Source organism: Vibrio sp. FF145 (assembly GCF_041439075.1).
GTDB lineage: Bacteria > Pseudomonadota > Gammaproteobacteria > Enterobacterales > Vibrionaceae > Vibrio > Vibrio tasmaniensis_A.
On the sequence record NZ_JBGONH010000073.1, the window covers coordinates 1 to 19,451 of the forward strand.

The following is a 19,451-nucleotide window of genomic DNA, read 5'->3' on the forward strand; positions in this document are numbered from 1 at the left end:
ACCGATGACCTCAACCTTGGCAAGGTTGCGCTCTACCAACTGAGCTAGTATCGCAAACTGAAAACGTCTTTCGCCGTTCAGGGCTGCGAATTATAAGAGCATTTTTTTGTGATGCAAGTCCTTAATGCAAAAATCAGCAAGTTTTTACTCAACTGCTGTAAAAGCACACATATTTGCAAAAAAAATAGCTCTTATGTCCCTGAAAAGTTAGATAAACGTGAACATTTGATCTGATTAGATGTTAATAATCGTTTTTCGATAGTACTGCAGCTCAGCAATAGACTCTCGAATATCGTCTAATGCAAGGTGGCTTCCCGACTTAGAAAAACCATCTAACACTTCAGGCTTCCAACGGCGAGTCAGCTCTTTTAGGGTGCTAACATCAACATAACGGTAGTGGAAGTACTCTTCCAGCTCTGGCATATGCTTGTATAAGAATCGGCGATCTTGACCAATGCTGTTGCCACAAATTGGTGACTTACCTTTTGGTACCCATTTTTCCAGAAACTCAATCGTTTGTTGAATGGCATCTTGCTCTGAAACTGTACTGTCTTGAATTCGTTTCACTAGGCCACTACCGGTGTGAGTCGTTGTGCACCACTCGTCCATCTTGTCCAATTCACTCTGAGGTTGGTGAATAGCCAAAACAGGTCCTTCAGCCAGGATATTAAGCTCACTATCAGTAACGATAGTAGCAATTTCAATGATTTTATGAGTTTCAGGATCAAGTCCTGTCATCTCGAGATCAACCCAAATAAGGTTCTGATCGCTAAAGGACATAAGGCGTCGCCTATTTGTTTATGTATAAAAGAGGTACTATACCCAAATAACTATACTCAAACTAGCTTTAGAGCCATCGAAATCATATGGCAGTAGCAACATCCTGTTTGAGTTCCCAATCATCAAGTTAGATGTGTTAAGTGAAAAATTGTGGCTAAAAAAAAGAAGTTAACCAAAGGTCAGGTACGTCGCGTACGTAGCAACCAGAACAAGCGACTCAAGAAAGAAGATTCTATCCAATGGGACGAGAACATGCTTGGCGGAACAAAAAGCGGACTCGTGATTACGCGCTTTGGTCAACATGCCGATATCGAAGATCTTGAAACCAACGAAGTTCACCGTTGTAACTTACGCCGTAGTATTGAGACTTTAGTTTCTGGTGACCGAGTAACTTGGCGCGCAGGGCTTGAGTCAATGGCTGGCATCTCCGGTGTTGTCGAAGCCGTTGAGCCAAGAACATCAATGCTAACTCGCCCTGACTACTATGACGGCCTCAAACCGGTTGCCGCAAACGTAGACCAAATGGTTATCGTTTCAGCTGTACTACCAGAGCTATCACTTAATATCATCGACCGCTACTTGATCGCCTCTGAAACGGTGAATATCGCCCCTTTAGTTGTACTCAATAAAGTCGACTTGCTGACAGAACAACAAATTAGCGAATACCGCGAAACACTGAAGATATACGAGAAAATCGGCTATAAAGTCATGTTTGTGAGTAAAGAGTCGGGTTACGGCATCAAAGAGTTGGAAGCTGAACTGAAAGATCGTATCAACATTTTCGTTGGTCAATCTGGCGTAGGTAAATCCAGCGTAGTGAATGCACTGATGCCAACATTGGACATTGAAGAAGGCGCAGTTTCTGAAAACTCAGGACTGGGTCAACACACCACCACAGCAGCGCGTTTGTATCACTTCCCTTCTGGTGGTGATCTTATCGATTCCCCAGGGGTACGTGAATTCGGCCTATGGCATTTAGAACCCGATGAAGTCACAGATGCTTTCATTGAATTCAAGCCATACCTAGGTGGCTGTAAGTTCCGCGACTGTAAACACAATGACGACCCAGGATGTCTTCTGCGTGAAGCCGTTGAAGACGGAAAAATTAGCCGCTTACGTTTTGCTAGCTACCATCGCATTATTGAAACAATGGCTGACAACAAAGATAACCGTCAGTACTCACGAAGCAAGAAAGCCGATCTCTAATCGCGTTTTTGTGAACAAATGTGTGCATTTACTGACAATTGGCGCGAACTTAAGTAACATCTCGCGCCCTAAACCGTCATCGACAGATTTAATTGAAAAACAATTAGCATTGGAAAATTAATACAATGGATAAGATTAAAGTTGGATTGCAGTACTGGATCCCACAACATGGCCTGACTCGTTTAGTTGGTAAACTGGCGTCTGCTAAAGCGGGTGGTTTAACGACAGCGATCATTAACTGGTTCATCAAGCAATACAAAGTGAACATGGATGAAGCGCTGCATAGCGATCCAAAACACTTTAAGACATTCAATGAATTCTTCGTACGTGAATTGAAAGAAGGCATGCGCCCTATCGCAGAAGGTGACTCTGTTATTGTTCACCCTGCTGATGCACGTGTAAGTCAGTTTGGCCCAATTACTGATGGTCAACTGATTCAAGCTAAAAACCATAACTACTCAGCACGTGAGTTGCTTGGTGGTGATGCAGACCTAGCCGATGAGTTTAAAGACGGTGAATTCGCAACGCTTTACTTGTCGCCAAGTGATTATCACCGTGTGCACATGCCATGCGACGGCACACTGCGTCAGATGATCTACGTTCCCGGAGACCTGTTCTCAGTTAACCCGTTAACGGCAGAGAACGTTCCAAACCTATTCGCACGTAACGAACGTGTGGTTTGTATCTTTGATACTGAGTTTGGCCCAATGGCACAAGTGCTGGTTGGTGCAACTATCGTAGGTAGCATCGAGCAAGTATGGGCTGGCACCATCACGCCACCTCGCGGTAACTCGGTTTACAAGTGGGATTACCCAGCACAAGGTGATAAATCTATTATCTTGAAGAAAGGCGAAGAGATGGGTCGCTTCAAGCTTGGTTCAACGGTTATCAACCTGTTCGCTAAAGATGCAATCAAGTTTGACGACACTATGCAGAATGGTGAGAAAACCGTTCTAGGCACTCCTTTCGCGCACATTGCGGGTAAAGACGTTGAGACTGAAGCTGTTGATTCAGCAGAGAACACTGACCAAGCTTAACGATCTGAGTTAACTCATTTAGTTTAAAGGCGCGTTACTTTTTCTATCTCAGAGAAGAACGCGCCTTTTTCTGAACTCTACCAATTCGTTTCCTACTCAAGCTCTAACAACCCAAGCTTTCAAACCTCAATCCTCCCCCCTGCCCAGCCACCTGCTGCTTCTCACTCTTGCCTCTAATTGCCCAGATGAAATATTGACCAAAAGCAAAACAACTGTCGAAACCTTAAACAACTTTTCGATTTTACAACCCGTCTCCAAGTACCAAAAATCCAGATAACTTACTCTATTTGAAGATATTTTATTCATGGGGTCTTTGTACATGCCTAAACTCAATATTGGCGTTCTGGTCAAGCTGTTGATTTGTTTTGCGATTCCCTTAGGCGTGTTATTCATGCCAATAGATTCCATACCTATCGATGACCTCACGCTGATTCAACACCGCTTGTTGGCGATATTCTTACTAGCAGCTCTACTGTGGGTGCTTGAACCCGTTCCAGTATTCGCCACGTCAATTCTGATCATTGCGCTTGAACTGGTGATGATTTCCGACAAGGGTTTACATCTATTTAGAAACCCACCAGCAGGACACGATCTCGGTGAATTAATCAAATATACCGACATCTTCGGTGCATTTTCGTCACCAATCATCATCCTTTTCATGGGTGGCTTTGCTCTTGCGATATCCGCATCCAAATACGAACTCGACAACAATTTAGCTCGCGTGCTGCTCAAACCATTTGGCACAGAACCGCGCTTTATTATGCTGGGTTTAATGCTTATCACCGCCGTGTTCTCAATGTTCATGTCAAATACCGCAACAACGGTAATGATGCTCGCATTGCTAGGTCCTATCGTAGCCTCTGCACCAAAAGGCGACATGGGGATTAAAGCGCTCGTGTTGTGTATTCCAATCGCCGCCAATACCGGTGGTATCGCGACACCCATAGGTACACCACCCAATGCGATCGCTCTGCAATACCTAACTGGCGAGAACAGTATCGACTTTCTTAGCTGGATGATGATGGGCTTACCCTTTGTGATCATCCAACTCACCATCGCTTGGTTTCTCCTACAAAAACTCTTCCCTTCTAAAGAAAGAAATATGGTTCTCAAGCTTGATGGACAATTTAGAAAGAGCTGGCGAGCGATTGTGGTTTACGTCACCTTCGCTGCGACAATCTTATTGTGGATGACCACCAAACTGCATGGCATGAACACTTATGTGGTCTCTATCATTCCACTGGCTGTTTTTACTCTCACTGGCATCATGGGTAAAGAAGAACTCAAGCTGATTAACTGGGATGTGTTGTGGCTGGTTGCGGGTGGTATTGCGATTGGGATTGGCTTGGATAAAACAGGCTTAGCCGCTGCACTCGCACACGCGATTGATTATGAATCGCTCTCGCCGACTGCTGTGGTACTAACGCTGTCTATCGTGTGTTGGCTAATGGCTAATTTCATGTCGAACACAGCTACCGCAAACTTGCTGATGCCGATAGCAGCTGCGATTGGCGCTTCTATGGAAAGCCTAGTAGCAATTGGAGGCTTACAAGGCTTGCTGGTTGTGGTCGCCTTCTCGGCATCGCTCGGGATGATTCTTCCAGTATCGACGCCACCAAACTCGCTGGCTTACTCAACTGGGCTTATCGAAAGCAAAGATATGGCGAAGATGGGTATCATCTTAGGGATTGTCGGCTTACTGATGGTCTACCTCGCGCTGTTTATTATCACTTAGCACGTCAATGCCTCCCTTCCGTCCAGCTAGTAATCGTGACCTCGCTAGCTGGCGGGCTACCAGATTTTAACCAATAAGATAAATCCTGATAACAATTAACACCTTAGCAGCAACCAATTGTGATTCCACTTCACTGTTTATTAAAAATAATCATATATATATTTAAATTATGATTTTCAACACGTTTCGAACTTTAAATATAACGACACTAGACACCTAGCAGAGACACATCCGTTCGCAATCCAACGCGTCGCTGTCATTAGCCTTTTATCCAAGAAGGAGGGATAAACCTTGAGACATACTATTAAGTTCAAAATTCAGATCGCTATCGCGGTTATTATTGCCGTCGTAAGTGGCGCTCAAGCTTGGATATCTGTTAATCAGCTTACTCAAGAAACTGAAGTCGCGATCAACCAACAGGTGAAAAACGTGAGTGTTGGTACGACGAACTACATTGCCGATTGGTTATCAATCCGCAGTGATATGATGCTTGCCAATGAATCGACCATTTCAAGCAATAGCAACTCTGATCGCGAGTTATTGATCACCAAGCAAGCCGGGCAATTCTTGTCTGTTTATGCAGGATTCAGTGATGGCAGTATAGCTTATGGCGACAAGGCTGAGGATTGGCCAGCAGACTACGACCCACGATCCCGCCCTTGGTATAAAGATGCAAACGCGACATCCGAACTCATCATTACCGAACCTTATCAAGATTTTGACGGCAGCATTGTCATCAGTTTCGCTAAAGCATTTAATGGTGAAAGACAGGGGGTTATCGCGGCAGACTTAACCGTAACCAGCATTATTGATACCGTACTCAATGTAAAACTCGATAATGACGGTTTTGCTTTTTTAGTCGACGGTAATAACAACATCGTCGCCTACAGTGATGAAGAGTTGAGTCAGAAACCACTGACGAATTTGAACCCTGAGCTAACGGTCGACAAAGTATCACAACTGCTCCAAAACCAAATGATCACGACGTTAACTTGGCCTGGTCAAGGCGATAAAATGGTCTACATCGCTAACGTTCCGAATACCGATTGGTCATTGGGTATTGTGATCGATAAAGAAATGGCATTTTCTGCGGTATCCGATGCCATTCAATTTATCACGCTTACCTCTTTGATTTTATACATCGTCATTTCGATTGCGAGCACAATGGTGATTAACCGCTTGCTGCACCCACTGCAAACATTGTCTGAAGCACTGACTCAGCTTGCTCAAGGCAGAGGCGACCTGACTCAGCGTATTGATATCAAGCGCATGGATGAAATTGGCAAACTTGCCGAGCTCGTGAACCAGTTCTTGAGCCAGATGCAAAGCATGCTTAAGGGCGTAATCGAGCACAGTCACGACTTAAACAACCATGCGGAAAAAGCCAATCAACTGGCTACGCAATCTTCGATTCGAGTCGAGAATCAACAAAACGACATCAACCAAATTGCGACGGCGATTCATGAAATGTCCGCCACCGCAGCTGAAGTGGCCAGCCATGCCGAATTAACCGCCTCCGCATCTCAGGCATCCGCTACCGCTTGTAACGAAGGCCAAGAGGTTATCCAACAAAACCGCGATGCGATTACAGGCCTTGCGACTCAGGTTGAAGATGCAGCCAATGTTATTCGTGAATTAGAGAGTAATGCTCAAAGCATCAACCAGATCCTATCCACCATTCAAGGCATTGCCGAACAGACCAACCTGTTGGCATTGAATGCCGCGATTGAAGCCGCTCGTGCGGGTGAACAAGGTCGTGGGTTTGCCGTTGTCGCCGATGAAGTCCGAGTGCTCAGCCAAAGAACGCATGGCTCGACCGAAGAAATCCGCGTGATGATTGATACGCTGCAGAAAAATACCGAACATGCCGTTGAAAGCATGACCACCAGCACTCAACTGGCAGAGAACAGCGTTGGCTTCGCAGAACAAGCTCATGGCAGCCTGACTAAGATCACTCAGGCAATCACTGAAATCAACGATATGGCGCTGCAAATAGCGAGTGCTGCGGAAGAGCAACGCGCGGTCAGCGAAGACATCAGCCGCAATACGCAAGGAATCAAGGATGCCTCTGATGACCTTGCACAGCAAGCTGAAAGCAGTCGCAATAGCTCAAATGAAATGAGTAGCGCTGCCGAGTCGATGCGCCAAGACGTGGAGCGCTTTAAGGTATAGCGCGACTCAAGCAAAGTAAGTGAACCACACCACCGAGCGACAGCTGACATAAACTAATAACTGAAACAAAGTAGTTCTTTCATAAGAATCACTTTGTTCTCAGTTCGGTTTGATGCATATTGATGAGCTAATTTATCCCAGACACAAGGATGTTATTCAGATGGGATTTGAATGGTTAGCTCTAGCTGCCGCTTTTCTTTGGGCCATTGCGAGCCTAATGTCAGTAAAGCCTGCCAAACACTTAGGTTCTTTCGCCTATAGCCGTTGGAGAATGGGTTGTACCGCGATCATCTTATCGAGCATGGCTTGGTTTACCGGAGGTTGGTCAACTGTCGAAGCCAATCTAATCACGCCGATGATGCTATCTGGCCTGATTGGTATATTCATTGGTGATACCGCCCTATTTGCCTGTTTGAACCGAATGGGACCGCGCCAAGCGGGTTTACTGTTCTCTTGTCACGCCGTGTTCTCGGCGATTCTTGGTTACTTCCTGTTTAGTGAAAGTATGACCTCTATTGAGCTGATTGGCTCGGCTTTGGTGTTTAGTGGTGTATTAACTGCGATATTCTTTGGTCGTCGAGGACAAGCCAACAACCAGCTTGAAACCATCAAGGGCACCGTGTGGATTGGTGTCGCACTGGGAATCACCGCAGCGATCTGCCAAGCATTGGGCGGCATCATTGCCAAACCCGTGATGCAAACCAGTATCGACCCTGTTGCCGCTTCTGCCATTCGAATGATCACCGCTTTTGTTGCTCACTCCGCATTTCGTTTAACAGGCGCCAAACTTTCACGCGCACTTAACCCAATGAATAAGCAGATATTCGCGATTACCGCGGTTAATGGTTTTCTAGCGATGGCAGTAGGAATGACGTTGATTTTGTATGCGTTGCAGGAAGGCAATGTCGGTATGGTCGCTCTGTTATCTTCAACCACACCCATCATGTTGTTACCGATACTCTGGCTATACACCAAGCAAAGACCGAACGTCTACGCTTGGATAGGTGCCATTGTTGCCGTAGTGGGTACTGGTATTTTGGTCAGTTAGCCAAACGGTAAGTAGGACTAACTGAATAGAGAGCTAAGAGCGCGGGAACGGGAAAGCCGTCACATCATCGATATGGTCGTAGCCCAGCGCCAGCATGATCAGACGGTCGATACCCAAAGCAACACCCGCACAGTCTGGTAAGCCCGCTTTTAATGCCTCAATCAAGTGATGATCAATCGGTTGAGGTGATAAGCCCATCTCAATACGTTTGGTATTATCATCTTCAAAGCGCTTAAGTTGTTCTTGCGGTTTATCTAACTCGTGGAAGCCGTTTGCTAACTCAATTCCTTTGAAATACACCTCAAAGCGATCGGCGACTCGTGAATCGTTTGGATTGATCTTAGCTAACGCTGCTTGCGATGCTGGGAAGTCATACACAAACGCAGGCACCTGCTGGCCTATTTTCGCCTCGACCCCAATACTGAAAAGAAGCTGCAATAACGTATCGCGATCTTGCTCGGGGTCAGCTATGTCGCTGAGCCCTAGTTTCGCAGCCGCTTGCTTTAGCGTATCCATCGAATCTTCCAGCGGACAAACACCTAACACATCAATAAAGGCTTGTTGGTAAGTCATTCGCTGCGCTGAGCCTGATTTAAGTACCTGCTGTAAAAGCAGATCCATCTCATCCATCAGATCATGATGATCAAAACCAACGCGATACCACTCCAACATAGTGAACTCAGGGTTGTGATAACGGCCATTTTCTTCATTACGAAAAGATTTACAAATTTGGTAAATACAACCGCTTCCGGCAGCCAACAAGCGTTTCATATGAAACTCTGGGCTAGTCATAAAGAATAGTGGCTGGCCGTGCGCATAACCTGGCCCTACGAATTCAGTTTTGAAGGTATGTAAATGCACATCCGTCACCGTGGCGTGGCTCATCGCAGGCGTATCCACTTCTATCACGTTTCGCTCAACAAAGAACTGACGAATTTGATTAAGGATATCAGCACGTTGCTTTAACTGCTTAATGGTTGCGGCCGGTTGCCATGTAGAGTGCATTATTGAGTTCCATATTACTGAATTCTAGACGACGAAAATTACCACCTTTCATCGCTTTTGTAAGCTTCTATCTTTCTATTCTTGAAAGCGAAATGTTGTTTTAATGAAGCCAGAAAATTACGTTCTACAATACAATTATCAATACAGATTTTACATCCACATTGATAACAAAAATCATACTCAACAAGCCGTTAACACAAGCCCTGTGGGCTAATCGTTATCAACAATTCATTGCCGTGATTGCAGTCACATAACCTATAAATTCTATGCCTCCATATGCACTACCGACCTAAAAACCCAAATGCATCAACTTTTCGAATACCTTCCTCTCTTACACTGAACCTACCACTTAAGGCTTAGGGGTAATAAACGGTTGATGCCGTTTACGTACTATTAATTAGTAAGTAACGCCAATTAGTAAGTACTACCAATAAGCTTTTTATAATAACAAGCGGAATACTCCGCATCACACTGGAGAATAACTGTGAAGACAATTACCACAGATATCGCAGTCATCGGCGCAGGCGGCGCTGGTCTTCGTACAGCAATTGCAGCAGCTGAAGCTAATCCTGAATTGGAAGTTGCACTGATTTCTAAAGTTTACCCAATGCGTTCGCACACGGTGGCAGCAGAAGGCGGTTCAGCAGCGGTAATTAAAGACGAAGATAGCCTAGATAACCACTTCAACGATACTGTTGGCGGTGGCGACTGGCTATGTGAACAGGATGTTGTTGAATACTTTGTTGAAAACTCGACTCGCGAAATGATCCAAATGGAACAATGGGGCTGCCCATGGAGTCGTAAAGAAAACGGTGAAGTAAACGTACGCCGATTCGGCGGTATGAAGGTAGAGAGAACGTGGTTCGCAGCGGATAAAACCGGCTTCCACATGCTTCATACTCTGTTCCAGACTTCGATGAAGTACGACACAATCAAACGATTTGATGAGTACTTTGTGGTGGATTTGCTCGTTGAAGATGGCGAAGTACAAGGCCTAATCGCGATTCACATGTCTGAAGGTGAACTTGTTACCATCAAAGCAAAATCTGTTGTTCTAGCAACCGGTGGCGCAGGTCGTGTTTACCACTGTAATACCAACGGCGGCATCGTAACTGGCGACGGTATGGCAATGGCTTATCGCCACGGTGTACCACTGCGTGATATGGAGTTCGTTCAATACCACCCAACAGGCCTACCGGGCACTGGCATCTTGATGACCGAAGGTTGTCGTGGTGAAGGCGGTATCATCGTCAACAAGAACGGCTACCGTTACCTGCAAGATTACGGCATGGGCCCTGAAACTCCAGTGGGCGAGCCGAAAAACAAATACATGGAACTGGGTCCTCGAGACAAAGTTTCTCAAGCATTCTGGCACGAGCAGCAGAAAGGCAACACCATCAAGCACCCGCTTGGTGATGTCGTACACCTTGACCTTCGCCACCTAGGTGAAGAGTACCTGCAAGAGCGTCTTCCGTTTATCTGTGAGCTTGCAAAAGCGTACGTAAACGTAGACCCAGCAAAAGAGCCAATCCCAATTCGCCCTACCGTTCACTACACCATGGGTGGTATTGAAACTAACGGTACGTGTGAAACTCGTATTAAAGGCCTATTCGCCGTTGGTGAATGTGCTTCAGTTGGCCTACATGGCGCAAACCGCCTAGGGTCTAACTCTCTTGCTGAATTCGTAGTATTCGGCCGCGTAGCTGGTGAACAAGCCGTGAAACGTGCCGCTGAATTCAAAGGCTGGAACGAAGAGTCTATTGCTAAGCAAGTGAAAGCGGTTGAAGATCGCATCGCTGGCATCTTGGCTCAAGAAGGCGATGAGAACTGGGCTGATATCCGTACTGAAATGGGTCACACCATGGAAGCGGGTTGTGGTATCTACCGTCAAGAAGACTTGATGCAAGAAACCATCGACAAAATCACTGAACTAAAAGCTCGCTACAAGAAGATCAGCATTAAAGACAAAGGCAAAGTGTTCAACACTGACCTACTTTACGCTATCGAAGTGGGTTACGGCCTTGAAGTTGCCGAAGCGATGGTTCACTCAGCGATCCTTCGTAAAGAGTCTCGCGGTGCACACCAACGTCTAGACGACAACTGCACAGAACGTGATGACGTGAACTTCCTGAAACATTCTCTATCTTTCTACAACGAAGATGCAGCACCAACTATCGACTACAGCGGCGTTAAGATTACTAAATCTCAACCTAAAGCTCGTCTATACGGTGAAGCAGCCGAGAAAGCCGCAGCTGCTGAAAAAGCGGCAGAAGAGAGTGAGAAGAAGAGCGAAGAGGAGCAAGCATAATGTCAGCGAATCGAATCCAAAAAATTGAAATCCTGCGTTATGACCCTGAGCACGATGCAGAACCTCACTTTCAAACCTTTGAAGTTCCATTTGATGAAACCATGTCGGTACTTGATGCGATTGGTTACATCAAAGATAACCTAGATAAAGACCTGTCTTACCGTTGGTCTTGTCGTATGGCGATTTGTGGTTCTTGCGGCATCATGGTTGATGGCGTGCCAAAACTGGCATGTAAGAGCTTCTTACGTGACTACCCGAACGGCTTCAAGATCGAGCCTTTAGCTAACTTCCCAATCGAGAAAGATTTGATCGTCGACATGACGCCGTTTATCGAGCGCCTGGAAGCAATCAAACCTTACATCATTGGTAACGACCGTAAGCCAGAAGACGGCACTAACATCCAAACTCCAGAGCAAATGGCGAAGTACAAACAGTTCGCTGGCTGCATCAACTGTGGTTTGTGTTACGCAGCGTGTCCTCAGTTTGGTCTAAATCCTGAATTCATCGGCCCTGCGGCACTTGCTCTTGCTCACCGCTACAACCTAGATAGCCGTGACAATGGTAAAGCTGAGCGCATGAAGCTTATCAATGGCGACAACGGTGCTTGGGGCTGTACGTTTGTAGGTTACTGTTCTGACGTTTGTCCGAAGAAAGTAGATCCAGCAGCGGCAGTTAACCAAGGCAAAGTTGAGTCTTCAATGGACTTCGTTATCTCGATGTTCAAGCCTGATGGATCGCAAGTAAAAACAGCAGAGGAGGCATAATATGAGCAATCGTAAGCCTTATGTTCGTGAGATGAAGAGAACATGGTGGAGCAACCATCCGTTCTACCGCTTCTACATGCTACGTGAAGCGACTGTACTGCCTTTGATTCTATTCACTCTGTTCCTAACCTTCGGTTTGGGTTCGCTAGTGAAAGGCCCTGAAGCATGGGAAGGTTGGCTATCTTTTATGGCTAACCCTATCGTTGTTGGTATCAACATCGTGGCACTGCTTGGCAGCTTACTGCACGCTCAGACCTTCTTCAGCATGATGCCTCAAGTAATGCCAATCCGTCTTAAAGGCAAATTGGTAGATAAAAGAATCATCGTACTGACCCAGTGGGCAGCGGTGGCATTTATTTCTTTAATCGTTCTGATGGTGGTGTAAGGAGCTTCGTTATGAACACAAATTACAATGTTAACCACAATCCGAAACGTTCTGATGAACCAATCTGGTGGGGCCTATTCGGCGCTGGCGGTACTTGGTTCGCGATGATCACACCAATCACGATTCTAGTGCTGGGTATCTTGGTGCCAATGGGCATTATCGATGCGGATGCAATGAGCTACGAGCGTGTCTCTGAGTTTGCCACCAGCATTATCGGTGCGCTATTCATCATCGGTACACTAGCACTGCCAATGTGGCACGCAATGCACCGTCTTCACCACGGCATGCACGACCTTAAGTTCCACGTCGGCGTTGCAGGTAAAGTGGGTTGCTACTTCGTTGCAGGCCTTATTAGCGCGCTGTCTGTTATCTTCATTTTTATGATTTAACAGTTAAGAGCAGATTCTAGATTCGGGTAACTGAGATTCGAAGAGTTTAAGAACGAAAGTACTAAAAGCAGAACAGGATTATCTTGTTCTGCTTTTTTGTTGTGTGTCGGATAACACACATCTAGCTCACTCGCTCTTGCTCTTCCTGCTTTTCGTATCCCGTATCTCGCTTACTCTAATCCGCCCTTACCGCTCTTCGTATCCCGCATCTCGTTTACTCGAATCTGCTTTTCCTGATCGCCAGATACAAAAAAGGCCGCTCATAAGCGACCTTTTCTATTTCACTGAGCCACCTTAAACAAGATGGACACAATCAAATTACTTCACACGACCAACGTATTCGCCAGTACGAGTATCAACTTTAACAACTTCACCGATAGCGATGAATAGAGGTACGCGAACTACCGCGCCTGTTGCTAGAGTTGCAGGTTTACCACCCGTACCCTGTGTATCGCCTTTCAGGCCAGGATCGGTTTCAGTTACTTCGATCTCAACAAAGTTTGGCGGAGTAACAGTGATAGGGTTATCATTCCACAACGTTAGAGTACAAACGTCATTTTCAACTAACCATTTTGCTGAATCAGCGACTGCTTTTACGTCTGCTGCGATTTGCTCAAATGTTTCGTTGTTCATGAAGTGGTAGAATTCGCCATCGTTGTATAGGTAGCCTAGTTCAACGTCAACAACATCTGCAAGCTCGAAGCTTTCGCCTGACTTGAATGTTTTCTCTAACACTTTGCCTGACAGCAGTTTACGAAGTTTTACACGGTTAAACGCTTGGCCTTTACCTGGCTTAACGTATTCATTGTCGATAATTGCGCAAGGCTCGTTATCTAACATGAATTTTAAACCGCCTTTGAATTCATTGGTGCTTACTGACGCCATGATTTTCTCTTCCACATCTTTGAGTTAATTTCAATGCCGCATATCATAACCCGAAAAGTCGAATCTGTTGAGCAAAACTGGCTCAAACAACTATCGAATGCGATCTCTGACCCGACAAAACTGCTTGAAGCATTGGAAATAGACCCAACACCGTGGCAAAAAGGATTCGCAGCACGTGAGCTGTTTTCACTTCGAGTTCCTCTTAGCTTTGTTGAGCGAATGGAAAAAGGCAATCCACACGACCCTTTGCTAAGACAAGTTTTACCGCTAAGTGAAGAGTTTGAGGTGCACCAAGGCTATTCTGCTGATCCACTGGAAGAACAAGACAACGCGATTCCGGGACTACTACACAAATACAAAAGCCGCGCGCTAATGATCGTGAAAGGTGGCTGCGCGATTAACTGTCGTTACTGCTTCCGTCGTCATTTCCCTTATCAAGATAACAAAGGATCGAAGTCTGTTTGGCAGACCAGCCTCGATTATGTGGCTCAACATCCCGAGATCAACGAAGTTATCTTGTCGGGGGGCGACCCTCTGATGGCAAAGGACAGCGAACTAGATTGGCTGATCAATGCCATCGAACAAATTCCACATGTGAAAACCGTTCGAATTCACAGCCGATTACCTGTCGTGATTCCGGCGCGAGTGACTGACGAACTATGCCAATTGTTAGCTCAAACTCGCCTCAATGTGGTGATGGTCAGCCATATCAACCACGCCAATGAAATCAACTTAGAGCTCAAGCAAGCCTTTCATAAGCTTAAGCAAACTGGTGCGACTCTGCTCAACCAAGGCGTAATGCTAAAAGGCGTAAATAACAGCGCTAACTCATTGAAAAAATTAAGTGAAAAGCTATTCGACGCCGGTATTTTACCTTACTACATGCATGTACTTGATAAAGTTCAGGGCGCTGCTCATTTCTATATCTCCGATGAAGAAGCGAAACACCACTTTAAGGGATTAATCTCTGAGGTTTCTGGCTATCTAGTACCTAAGTTAACCCGTGAAATTGGCGGACGCAGCAGCAAAACACCACTCGACCTAAACATTGAATAACGAGCGAGCTTCAAAAAGCGACTAAGCTTACCGGTAACGACAACACGTTGCTAAATGCACCTTCACGACAAAAATTTTTTGTTCGATCGTCCGGTCTATTATTAGCATACTCGGCTCTATTCTAAATTCTTAGGAGGGGTGATATGTCACAATTTATAGAACAAACTCTCAACCTTGCCCCCTTTAGCTGGGCAGGCCTTGCTGCATGTATGCTGTGTGGATCGTTGATAGGAATCGAAAGGCAAACACGCGGTAAACCCGTCGGGATCCGGACATCGATCCTTATCATTAGCGGTACTTACTTCTTCCTCACCATGGCGATTAGCCTATCCCCCAACACACTCGATCAAGCTCGTGTACTTGGTCAGATAATTACGGGGGTTGGATTCCTTGGTGCTGGGGTAATGATGACATTGGATGGAAAAATTCATGGTGTCACGTCAGCGGCGATTATCTGGGTACTCGCTGCATTAGGTATGATGATCGCACTTGGCCACCTTTCGCAGTCGGTTATTATCACGCTAATGGCGCTAGTGATTCTGCTTGGTGTCGACAAAGTAGAAAACAGCTTCCAGAGCTTACGCCGTGGTGTTCATCAGAAGTGGATGAGAAAAGTCCGCGTGAAGAAGTAACACCTCGTCGGAAGACATTTGGCCTTAGCTGCATTTTATTCTTAGCTACTGTTTCATCTTAAGAGTCTTTTTCCTTAGATAAAAAAGAGCCTAGCAAACGACTAGGCTCTAAACTGCAGTTCACGGATTAATGTACGTGAATAGACACTTGATTCTTGCCTGCGGCCTTCGCCTTATAAAGCTGCTCATCTGATGAACGAATACTCTGGTTTTCCCACAAGTGTCCAATGCTGTCGAACTTGTACAGAGAGTAAAGCGTCGCTCCCCCGGAGACTGATATATTAATCTTGTCACCGGTCGCGCATCGATAACTTTGTAAACTAATGTCATTTTGAATTCGTTCAAAGATCGATGAAAGTAATTCGGATGATTCGCCCGTAATCGCGACAACAAACTCTTCACCACCAAATCTCGCCACGATATCTTTCTGCCTAACGCTGTTCAGCATTAACTGAGCAACATGGCAAATCACCTCATCTCCCACCTTATGACCATACTGGTCATTCACCACTTTGAAATCATCGATATCAAATACGCCAACACCAATAATTGGCTCCTCATTTTGGTTCAGCAACCGAGCTTCAAAACCACGCCGATTATATAAACCAGTCAATGGGTCGAGCATCGCTAAATTCTTCAATCGCTTGTGCTCTTGCTTGGTATAAAACCGCCACAACCATAGTGCTGAGATAAAGTACAAAGCTAACAAAATCAGTAATTGAACCCGCTCCAGTTCCAGCAAATGTAAGAAATGCTCACTCTTTCCTTCTTCAATAGTCAGGTATAACTCAGTATTAATTCCATCGACGTACAAAGGTCGTGAATAGGTAAAGTCCAACAGTCCATATTTGTTTACTCCTCTTGCGCTCGTCACCTTGTATCCATGAACGGGATTCGAGACGAGATTAGAGACGTAACCATCAACACCGAGTACTCCTTTAAACTCACCATCAACATAGATACCTTTGGTTAAGGTCACTACCTTCTTCCCTGTTAGGTAGTCATCGTATTGGCCGGTATACACCACTTGATCTTGACCCTGAGCTAAGCCAAAACGAATCGTATTCACCCAATAAGGGCGACTATTGACGACTGAATCAAAGGTGTCGCCCTTGATGTAACTGGCAAAGTCAGAAGGCGAAGAGATAATGAACTTCTCTTTTGAAATGAAGTAAATCGCAGAGATAGTATCAATGGTATTGGCAAAATAAGCCATGGTCGGCGCGATGAACAGGCGCTTACCTGCTTCTAAATGAAGCTCCGACGTTAGATCGCACATCTCACTTGGGCCAGAAAACATAAAATCAAATCGTGGGGCAGCTTGCTCCTCACTGGTGAAGTAACACGTATCACCTTCGACCTTTTGCTCATGTGAGAATACGTAGGTATCCCCATGCAGCGGATAAAGTGCGGCAATATTATATTCAAGCGCATTAATAATCTGTGTAAGCTCCGTTAAAGAGCGTGTCACGCCTTGGTTTTCAATTCCATACTGCTTTTCTGACTCTTCCGCTGAATCAACAAGTAACAAGCTAAAAACCACTAAAAAGCTGGCGGTCAGACTTAAGAAAGCCTTTTTAAAATCGACGGTATGGGGATTAATCAAAGCATGTAAGTCATCGTTGAAAATTTAGCGCGCATTGTACTCAAAAGTTAGAACATCGCAACAAAAGTATAAAACAACATGCTTACAGTAACGTTTAAGGAGTGAGATAGCAGATGTAAAATAACGCCTAAACATAGAAGTAAAGGCGTTGATAGGTTCAATCATGGATAGCTTTAAGCCTTGGTAAGAACGTCGCTCACCAGTATTGAAACCAGCGCGGCTACCGTCTTACTTAGCGAAATTCACAATTGGGAAGCACGGGAAAAAACCATTGTCAGCACAGTTGATCAGGCCAATCTGTACACCTTCAATTTTATTGGTTTTGTTGAAGATACCAACCTGAACCGTAGACACCTCTGAAAGGTTCGCAGCGCCAACATCCACCATAGTGTTACCTTCGGAGTAGTTTACGAAACTCACGTTCGCGCCTTTTACATCATTAGTAATGTTAACAGCACCTAGGTTAACACCTGTTGTTTTACCTGTGTTCCAGTTAAAGAAACCTAGTGAAGCACCTGTCATTTCTTGGTTTACTTTTGATGCACCAAAAATACCAAGATTCACACCTGTCGTGGTTTGCGTCTCAGACATACCAACAACCGCAAGGTCGACACCTTTAAGGTCATTGACTTGCCCGTGAAGCAGAGCCAGACGTACACCGCCAACCGCATCAGAATCCGGAGCGTTGAAGCCATTAATTGTTGAAAACATAACAGGCGAAGAAGCAAATGCTGCCGGTGCCATTACCGCTGCAGATACAGCAAGTACTGAAAGTAATTTTTTCATTGGGGAGTCTCCACTGACTTATTGTTGACTTGATTAATCTATATTCAATCAAGTATTTATTGTCCTTCACTCAACAGCTATCCATGTTAAATCAATGTCATAACTGTACCATTGAATATAAGACTCAAAATCATAAAGAGCAATATTGAGCGGAGGATACCATGAGAGGCAAGAGTAACCATTGGCAGTCAGGTTTCTATAAGTAGACGATAAAGATTCCCTATCACGCTCGAGCCTCGCTGTCGGGAGTGACGATTTCAAAGCATAAAAAAACGGAGACCGAAGTCTCCGCTTTCTAAAGCTTATGTATGACTTTCTCTGTTACGAGAAAGGGGGATGATTTACATCATGCCGCCCTTTTGATTGTAACTAACTGATATTAATATACATAATAGATAGACAACCAAAAGAAACCCCGCATTATACCCTAGATGGCAATATTACTAGCTTAACTAGGACTCGCTTAAGACTAAATATACGATTAAAGAATGAAGCTGACTTCATGTTAAGTATGTTTCTATTTTAACATAGATTTTCTGACCGACATCAATAGATAATAATTATCACTCTCACTTAAGCCAATCAAAACAATTTCACACCTATATCACTCTAGGGAATATCCAATCTAATTTATTCAAAGGAGAATAAAATGGAATCCCTAGTAAATAACATTACCCCTGTATTTGTAGAAGTGACGGCTTCTGAGTCCCGTTCGTTTCAAAAAGAGCACCAATACCCTTTTGCTGAGTTTGAAGCTCTTGCCTTGTCTGTCGCATTGACCAATCCAGTAGGTGGTTACGATAAGACTTATGTACGTGTTCATTTCTCTAATCAAGATATCTATGAGTGTCGTCTTGATTTAGGTTGTGGTGGTAATGACCAAGGCTTTGCTGAGCATTGCCTAGCTATAATGGAGTATGACGAAAGAGAGCAATACAAAGCTCAACTGGAAAAGCGACCACCAGCTAATCACTACCAGAAAATCGTTGAACAGTTAAAGCAATACCACTTTGATCAACAACTAATATTGATTGCACGGCATAAAGCAAAAGAGGCCACAGCAAACGCTAAGGCTGAAGAACAAAAGCAAGAGGAGCTTAAACGAATAGAGCAGCAAAAAGCCTTCGAGCTTCACCGTCAAAAAGAACAAGAATTTCAGGACGACCTAGATGTGCCTGATTGGGCGAAAGCGGTGATTGTTGCCACCCTTACAGAATACGACTCTGACAACAGCGATCCTTTTGGTGGTTACCATCAAACCAAAACCGTAAGAACCATTATCCTTGCATGGTCAAAACATACTCGTAATCTGTTCCCTGAACTAAGAAAGGCTTGTTTGAGCCATTCAGATACTCAGTTTCTACATGATAAAAATCAGAGCTTAGAACACAGACAGCCCCATTGGTCGGGAGATGGTTACTTTCTATCTGATCGTGATTACATTCGCCACGGTTGGCAAGTGAGGAAAGTTCTCTTAGGGAATACGATAAAGGCTCACAATGTTCCATTCGGTGAGTGGGCTATTACGGGGTAGGTATAATTGAAAGTAGCTCGGCTGCTACTTTCTTTTTTGTTATCAGCGTTCCATGAACTAATTCCCCTTTGTCATTACTGAGGGAACATGACGGGATAAGTACCAACCGATTCTGTCATGCCT

The 19,451-nt window shown here is 45.0% G+C and carries 17 protein-coding genes; 12 read left to right on the forward strand and 5 right to left on the reverse strand.

Annotation, left to right across the window (positions count from 1 at the left end; all coding sequences use genetic code 11):
• Window positions 1-234: 234 nt before the first annotated feature.
• On the reverse strand, window positions 235-780 hold the full coding sequence (gene orn, locus ACED42_RS19940; protein ID WP_012603103.1) for an oligoribonuclease: 546 nt from the start codon (window positions 778-780) through the stop codon (window positions 235-237).
• 150 nt (window positions 781-930) lie between these two features.
• Between orn and rsgA the strand changes: the two genes are divergently transcribed.
• From rsgA to ACED42_RS19965, 5 genes are all read left to right on the forward strand, one after another.
• Window positions 931-1,986, forward strand: a complete 1,056-nt coding sequence (gene rsgA / locus ACED42_RS19945) for a small ribosomal subunit biogenesis GTPase RsgA (protein ID WP_012603102.1) — start codon at window positions 931-933, stop codon at window positions 1,984-1,986.
• A 125-nt stretch (window positions 1,987-2,111) separates the two neighbouring features.
• A complete protein-coding gene (gene asd, locus ACED42_RS19950; RefSeq protein WP_009847911.1) occupies window positions 2,112-3,023 on the forward strand; it encodes an archaetidylserine decarboxylase in 912 nt (303 codons plus the stop codon).
• Window positions 3,024-3,342: 319 nt separating this feature from the next.
• Window positions 3,343-4,758 (forward strand): DASS family sodium-coupled anion symporter, encoded by a 1,416-nt coding sequence (locus tag ACED42_RS19955; RefSeq protein WP_041472727.1) that lies wholly within the window; start codon window positions 3,343-3,345, stop codon window positions 4,756-4,758.
• Window positions 4,759-5,049: 291 nt separating this feature from the next.
• On the forward strand, window positions 5,050-6,930 hold the full coding sequence (locus ACED42_RS19960) for a methyl-accepting chemotaxis protein (protein ID WP_009847913.1): 1,881 nt from the start codon (window positions 5,050-5,052) through the stop codon (window positions 6,928-6,930).
• Between the two features lie 160 nt (window positions 6,931-7,090).
• Complete coding sequence (locus ACED42_RS19965) at window positions 7,091-7,978, forward strand: DMT family transporter (RefSeq protein ID WP_371703883.1); 888 nt, start codon at window positions 7,091-7,093, stop codon at window positions 7,976-7,978.
• A 33-nt stretch (window positions 7,979-8,011) separates the two neighbouring features.
• Here the strand turns inward: ACED42_RS19965 and epmA are convergent, their stop codons facing one another.
• The gene (epmA, locus tag ACED42_RS19970; protein ID WP_371703885.1) at window positions 8,012-8,983 is read right to left on the reverse strand and encodes an elongation factor P--(R)-beta-lysine ligase; all 972 of its coding nucleotides are present in this window, start codon (window positions 8,981-8,983) and stop codon (window positions 8,012-8,014) included.
• Window positions 8,984-9,467: 484 nt separating this feature from the next.
• Between epmA and frdA the strand changes: the two genes are divergently transcribed.
• From frdA to frdD, 4 genes are read left to right on the forward strand one after another with little or no spacing between them, the layout of a single operon-like run.
• The gene (gene frdA, locus ACED42_RS19975; RefSeq protein ID WP_371703886.1) at window positions 9,468-11,291 is read left to right on the forward strand and encodes a fumarate reductase (quinol) flavoprotein subunit; all 1,824 of its coding nucleotides are present in this window, start codon (window positions 9,468-9,470) and stop codon (window positions 11,289-11,291) included.
• Window positions 11,291-12,055, forward strand: a complete 765-nt coding sequence (locus tag ACED42_RS19980; protein ID WP_009847917.1) for a succinate dehydrogenase/fumarate reductase iron-sulfur subunit — start codon at window positions 11,291-11,293, stop codon at window positions 12,053-12,055. Before frdA ends, ACED42_RS19980 begins: the two co-directional genes overlap by 1 nt.
• 1 nt (window position 12,056) lies before the next feature.
• Complete coding sequence (frdC, locus tag ACED42_RS19985) at window positions 12,057-12,440, forward strand: fumarate reductase subunit FrdC (RefSeq protein ID WP_017097244.1); 384 nt, start codon at window positions 12,057-12,059, stop codon at window positions 12,438-12,440.
• 11 nt (window positions 12,441-12,451) lie between these two features.
• Window positions 12,452-12,829: a fumarate reductase subunit FrdD gene (gene frdD, locus ACED42_RS19990; RefSeq protein ID WP_009847918.1), complete on the forward strand. Its 378-nt coding sequence runs from the start codon at window positions 12,452-12,454 to the stop codon at window positions 12,827-12,829.
• Window positions 12,830-13,147: 318 nt separating this feature from the next.
• Here the strand turns inward: frdD and efp are convergent, their stop codons facing one another.
• Window positions 13,148-13,714: an elongation factor P gene (gene efp / locus ACED42_RS19995; protein ID WP_009847919.1), complete on the reverse strand. Its 567-nt coding sequence runs from the start codon at window positions 13,712-13,714 to the stop codon at window positions 13,148-13,150.
• Between the two features lie 33 nt (window positions 13,715-13,747).
• Here efp and epmB point away from each other — a divergent pair, with 33 nt between their 5' ends.
• Window positions 13,748-14,770 carry an EF-P beta-lysylation protein EpmB gene (gene epmB / locus ACED42_RS20000; RefSeq protein WP_371703888.1) on the forward strand — a complete coding sequence of 341 codons (1,023 nt, stop codon included), beginning with the start codon at window positions 13,748-13,750 and terminating at the stop codon, window positions 14,768-14,770.
• A gap of 143 nt (window positions 14,771-14,913) precedes the next feature.
• Entirely contained in the window at window positions 14,914-15,402 is a 489-nt protein-coding gene (locus ACED42_RS20005) for an MgtC/SapB family protein (RefSeq protein WP_371703889.1), read from the forward strand.
• 127 nt (window positions 15,403-15,529) lie between these two features.
• Here ACED42_RS20005 and ACED42_RS20010 read toward each other — a convergent pair whose 3' ends face one another.
• Together ACED42_RS20010 and ACED42_RS20015 are read right to left on the reverse strand one after the other, a co-directional pair.
• Window positions 15,530-16,963 (reverse strand): diguanylate cyclase, encoded by a 1,434-nt coding sequence (locus tag ACED42_RS20010; RefSeq protein ID WP_371703890.1) that lies wholly within the window; start codon window positions 16,961-16,963, stop codon window positions 15,530-15,532.
• Window positions 16,964-17,236: 273 nt separating this feature from the next.
• Complete coding sequence (locus ACED42_RS20015; RefSeq protein ID WP_009847923.1) at window positions 17,237-17,794, reverse strand: VC2662 family protein; 558 nt, start codon at window positions 17,792-17,794, stop codon at window positions 17,237-17,239.
• Between the two features lie 649 nt (window positions 17,795-18,443).
• On the opposite strand from ACED42_RS20015, the gene ACED42_RS20020 reads away from it, so the two are divergent.
• Window positions 18,444-19,328 (forward strand): LPD25 domain-containing protein, encoded by an 885-nt coding sequence (locus ACED42_RS20020; protein WP_017103368.1) that lies wholly within the window; start codon window positions 18,444-18,446, stop codon window positions 19,326-19,328.
• The last annotated feature ends 123 nt before the right edge of the window (window positions 19,329-19,451 follow it).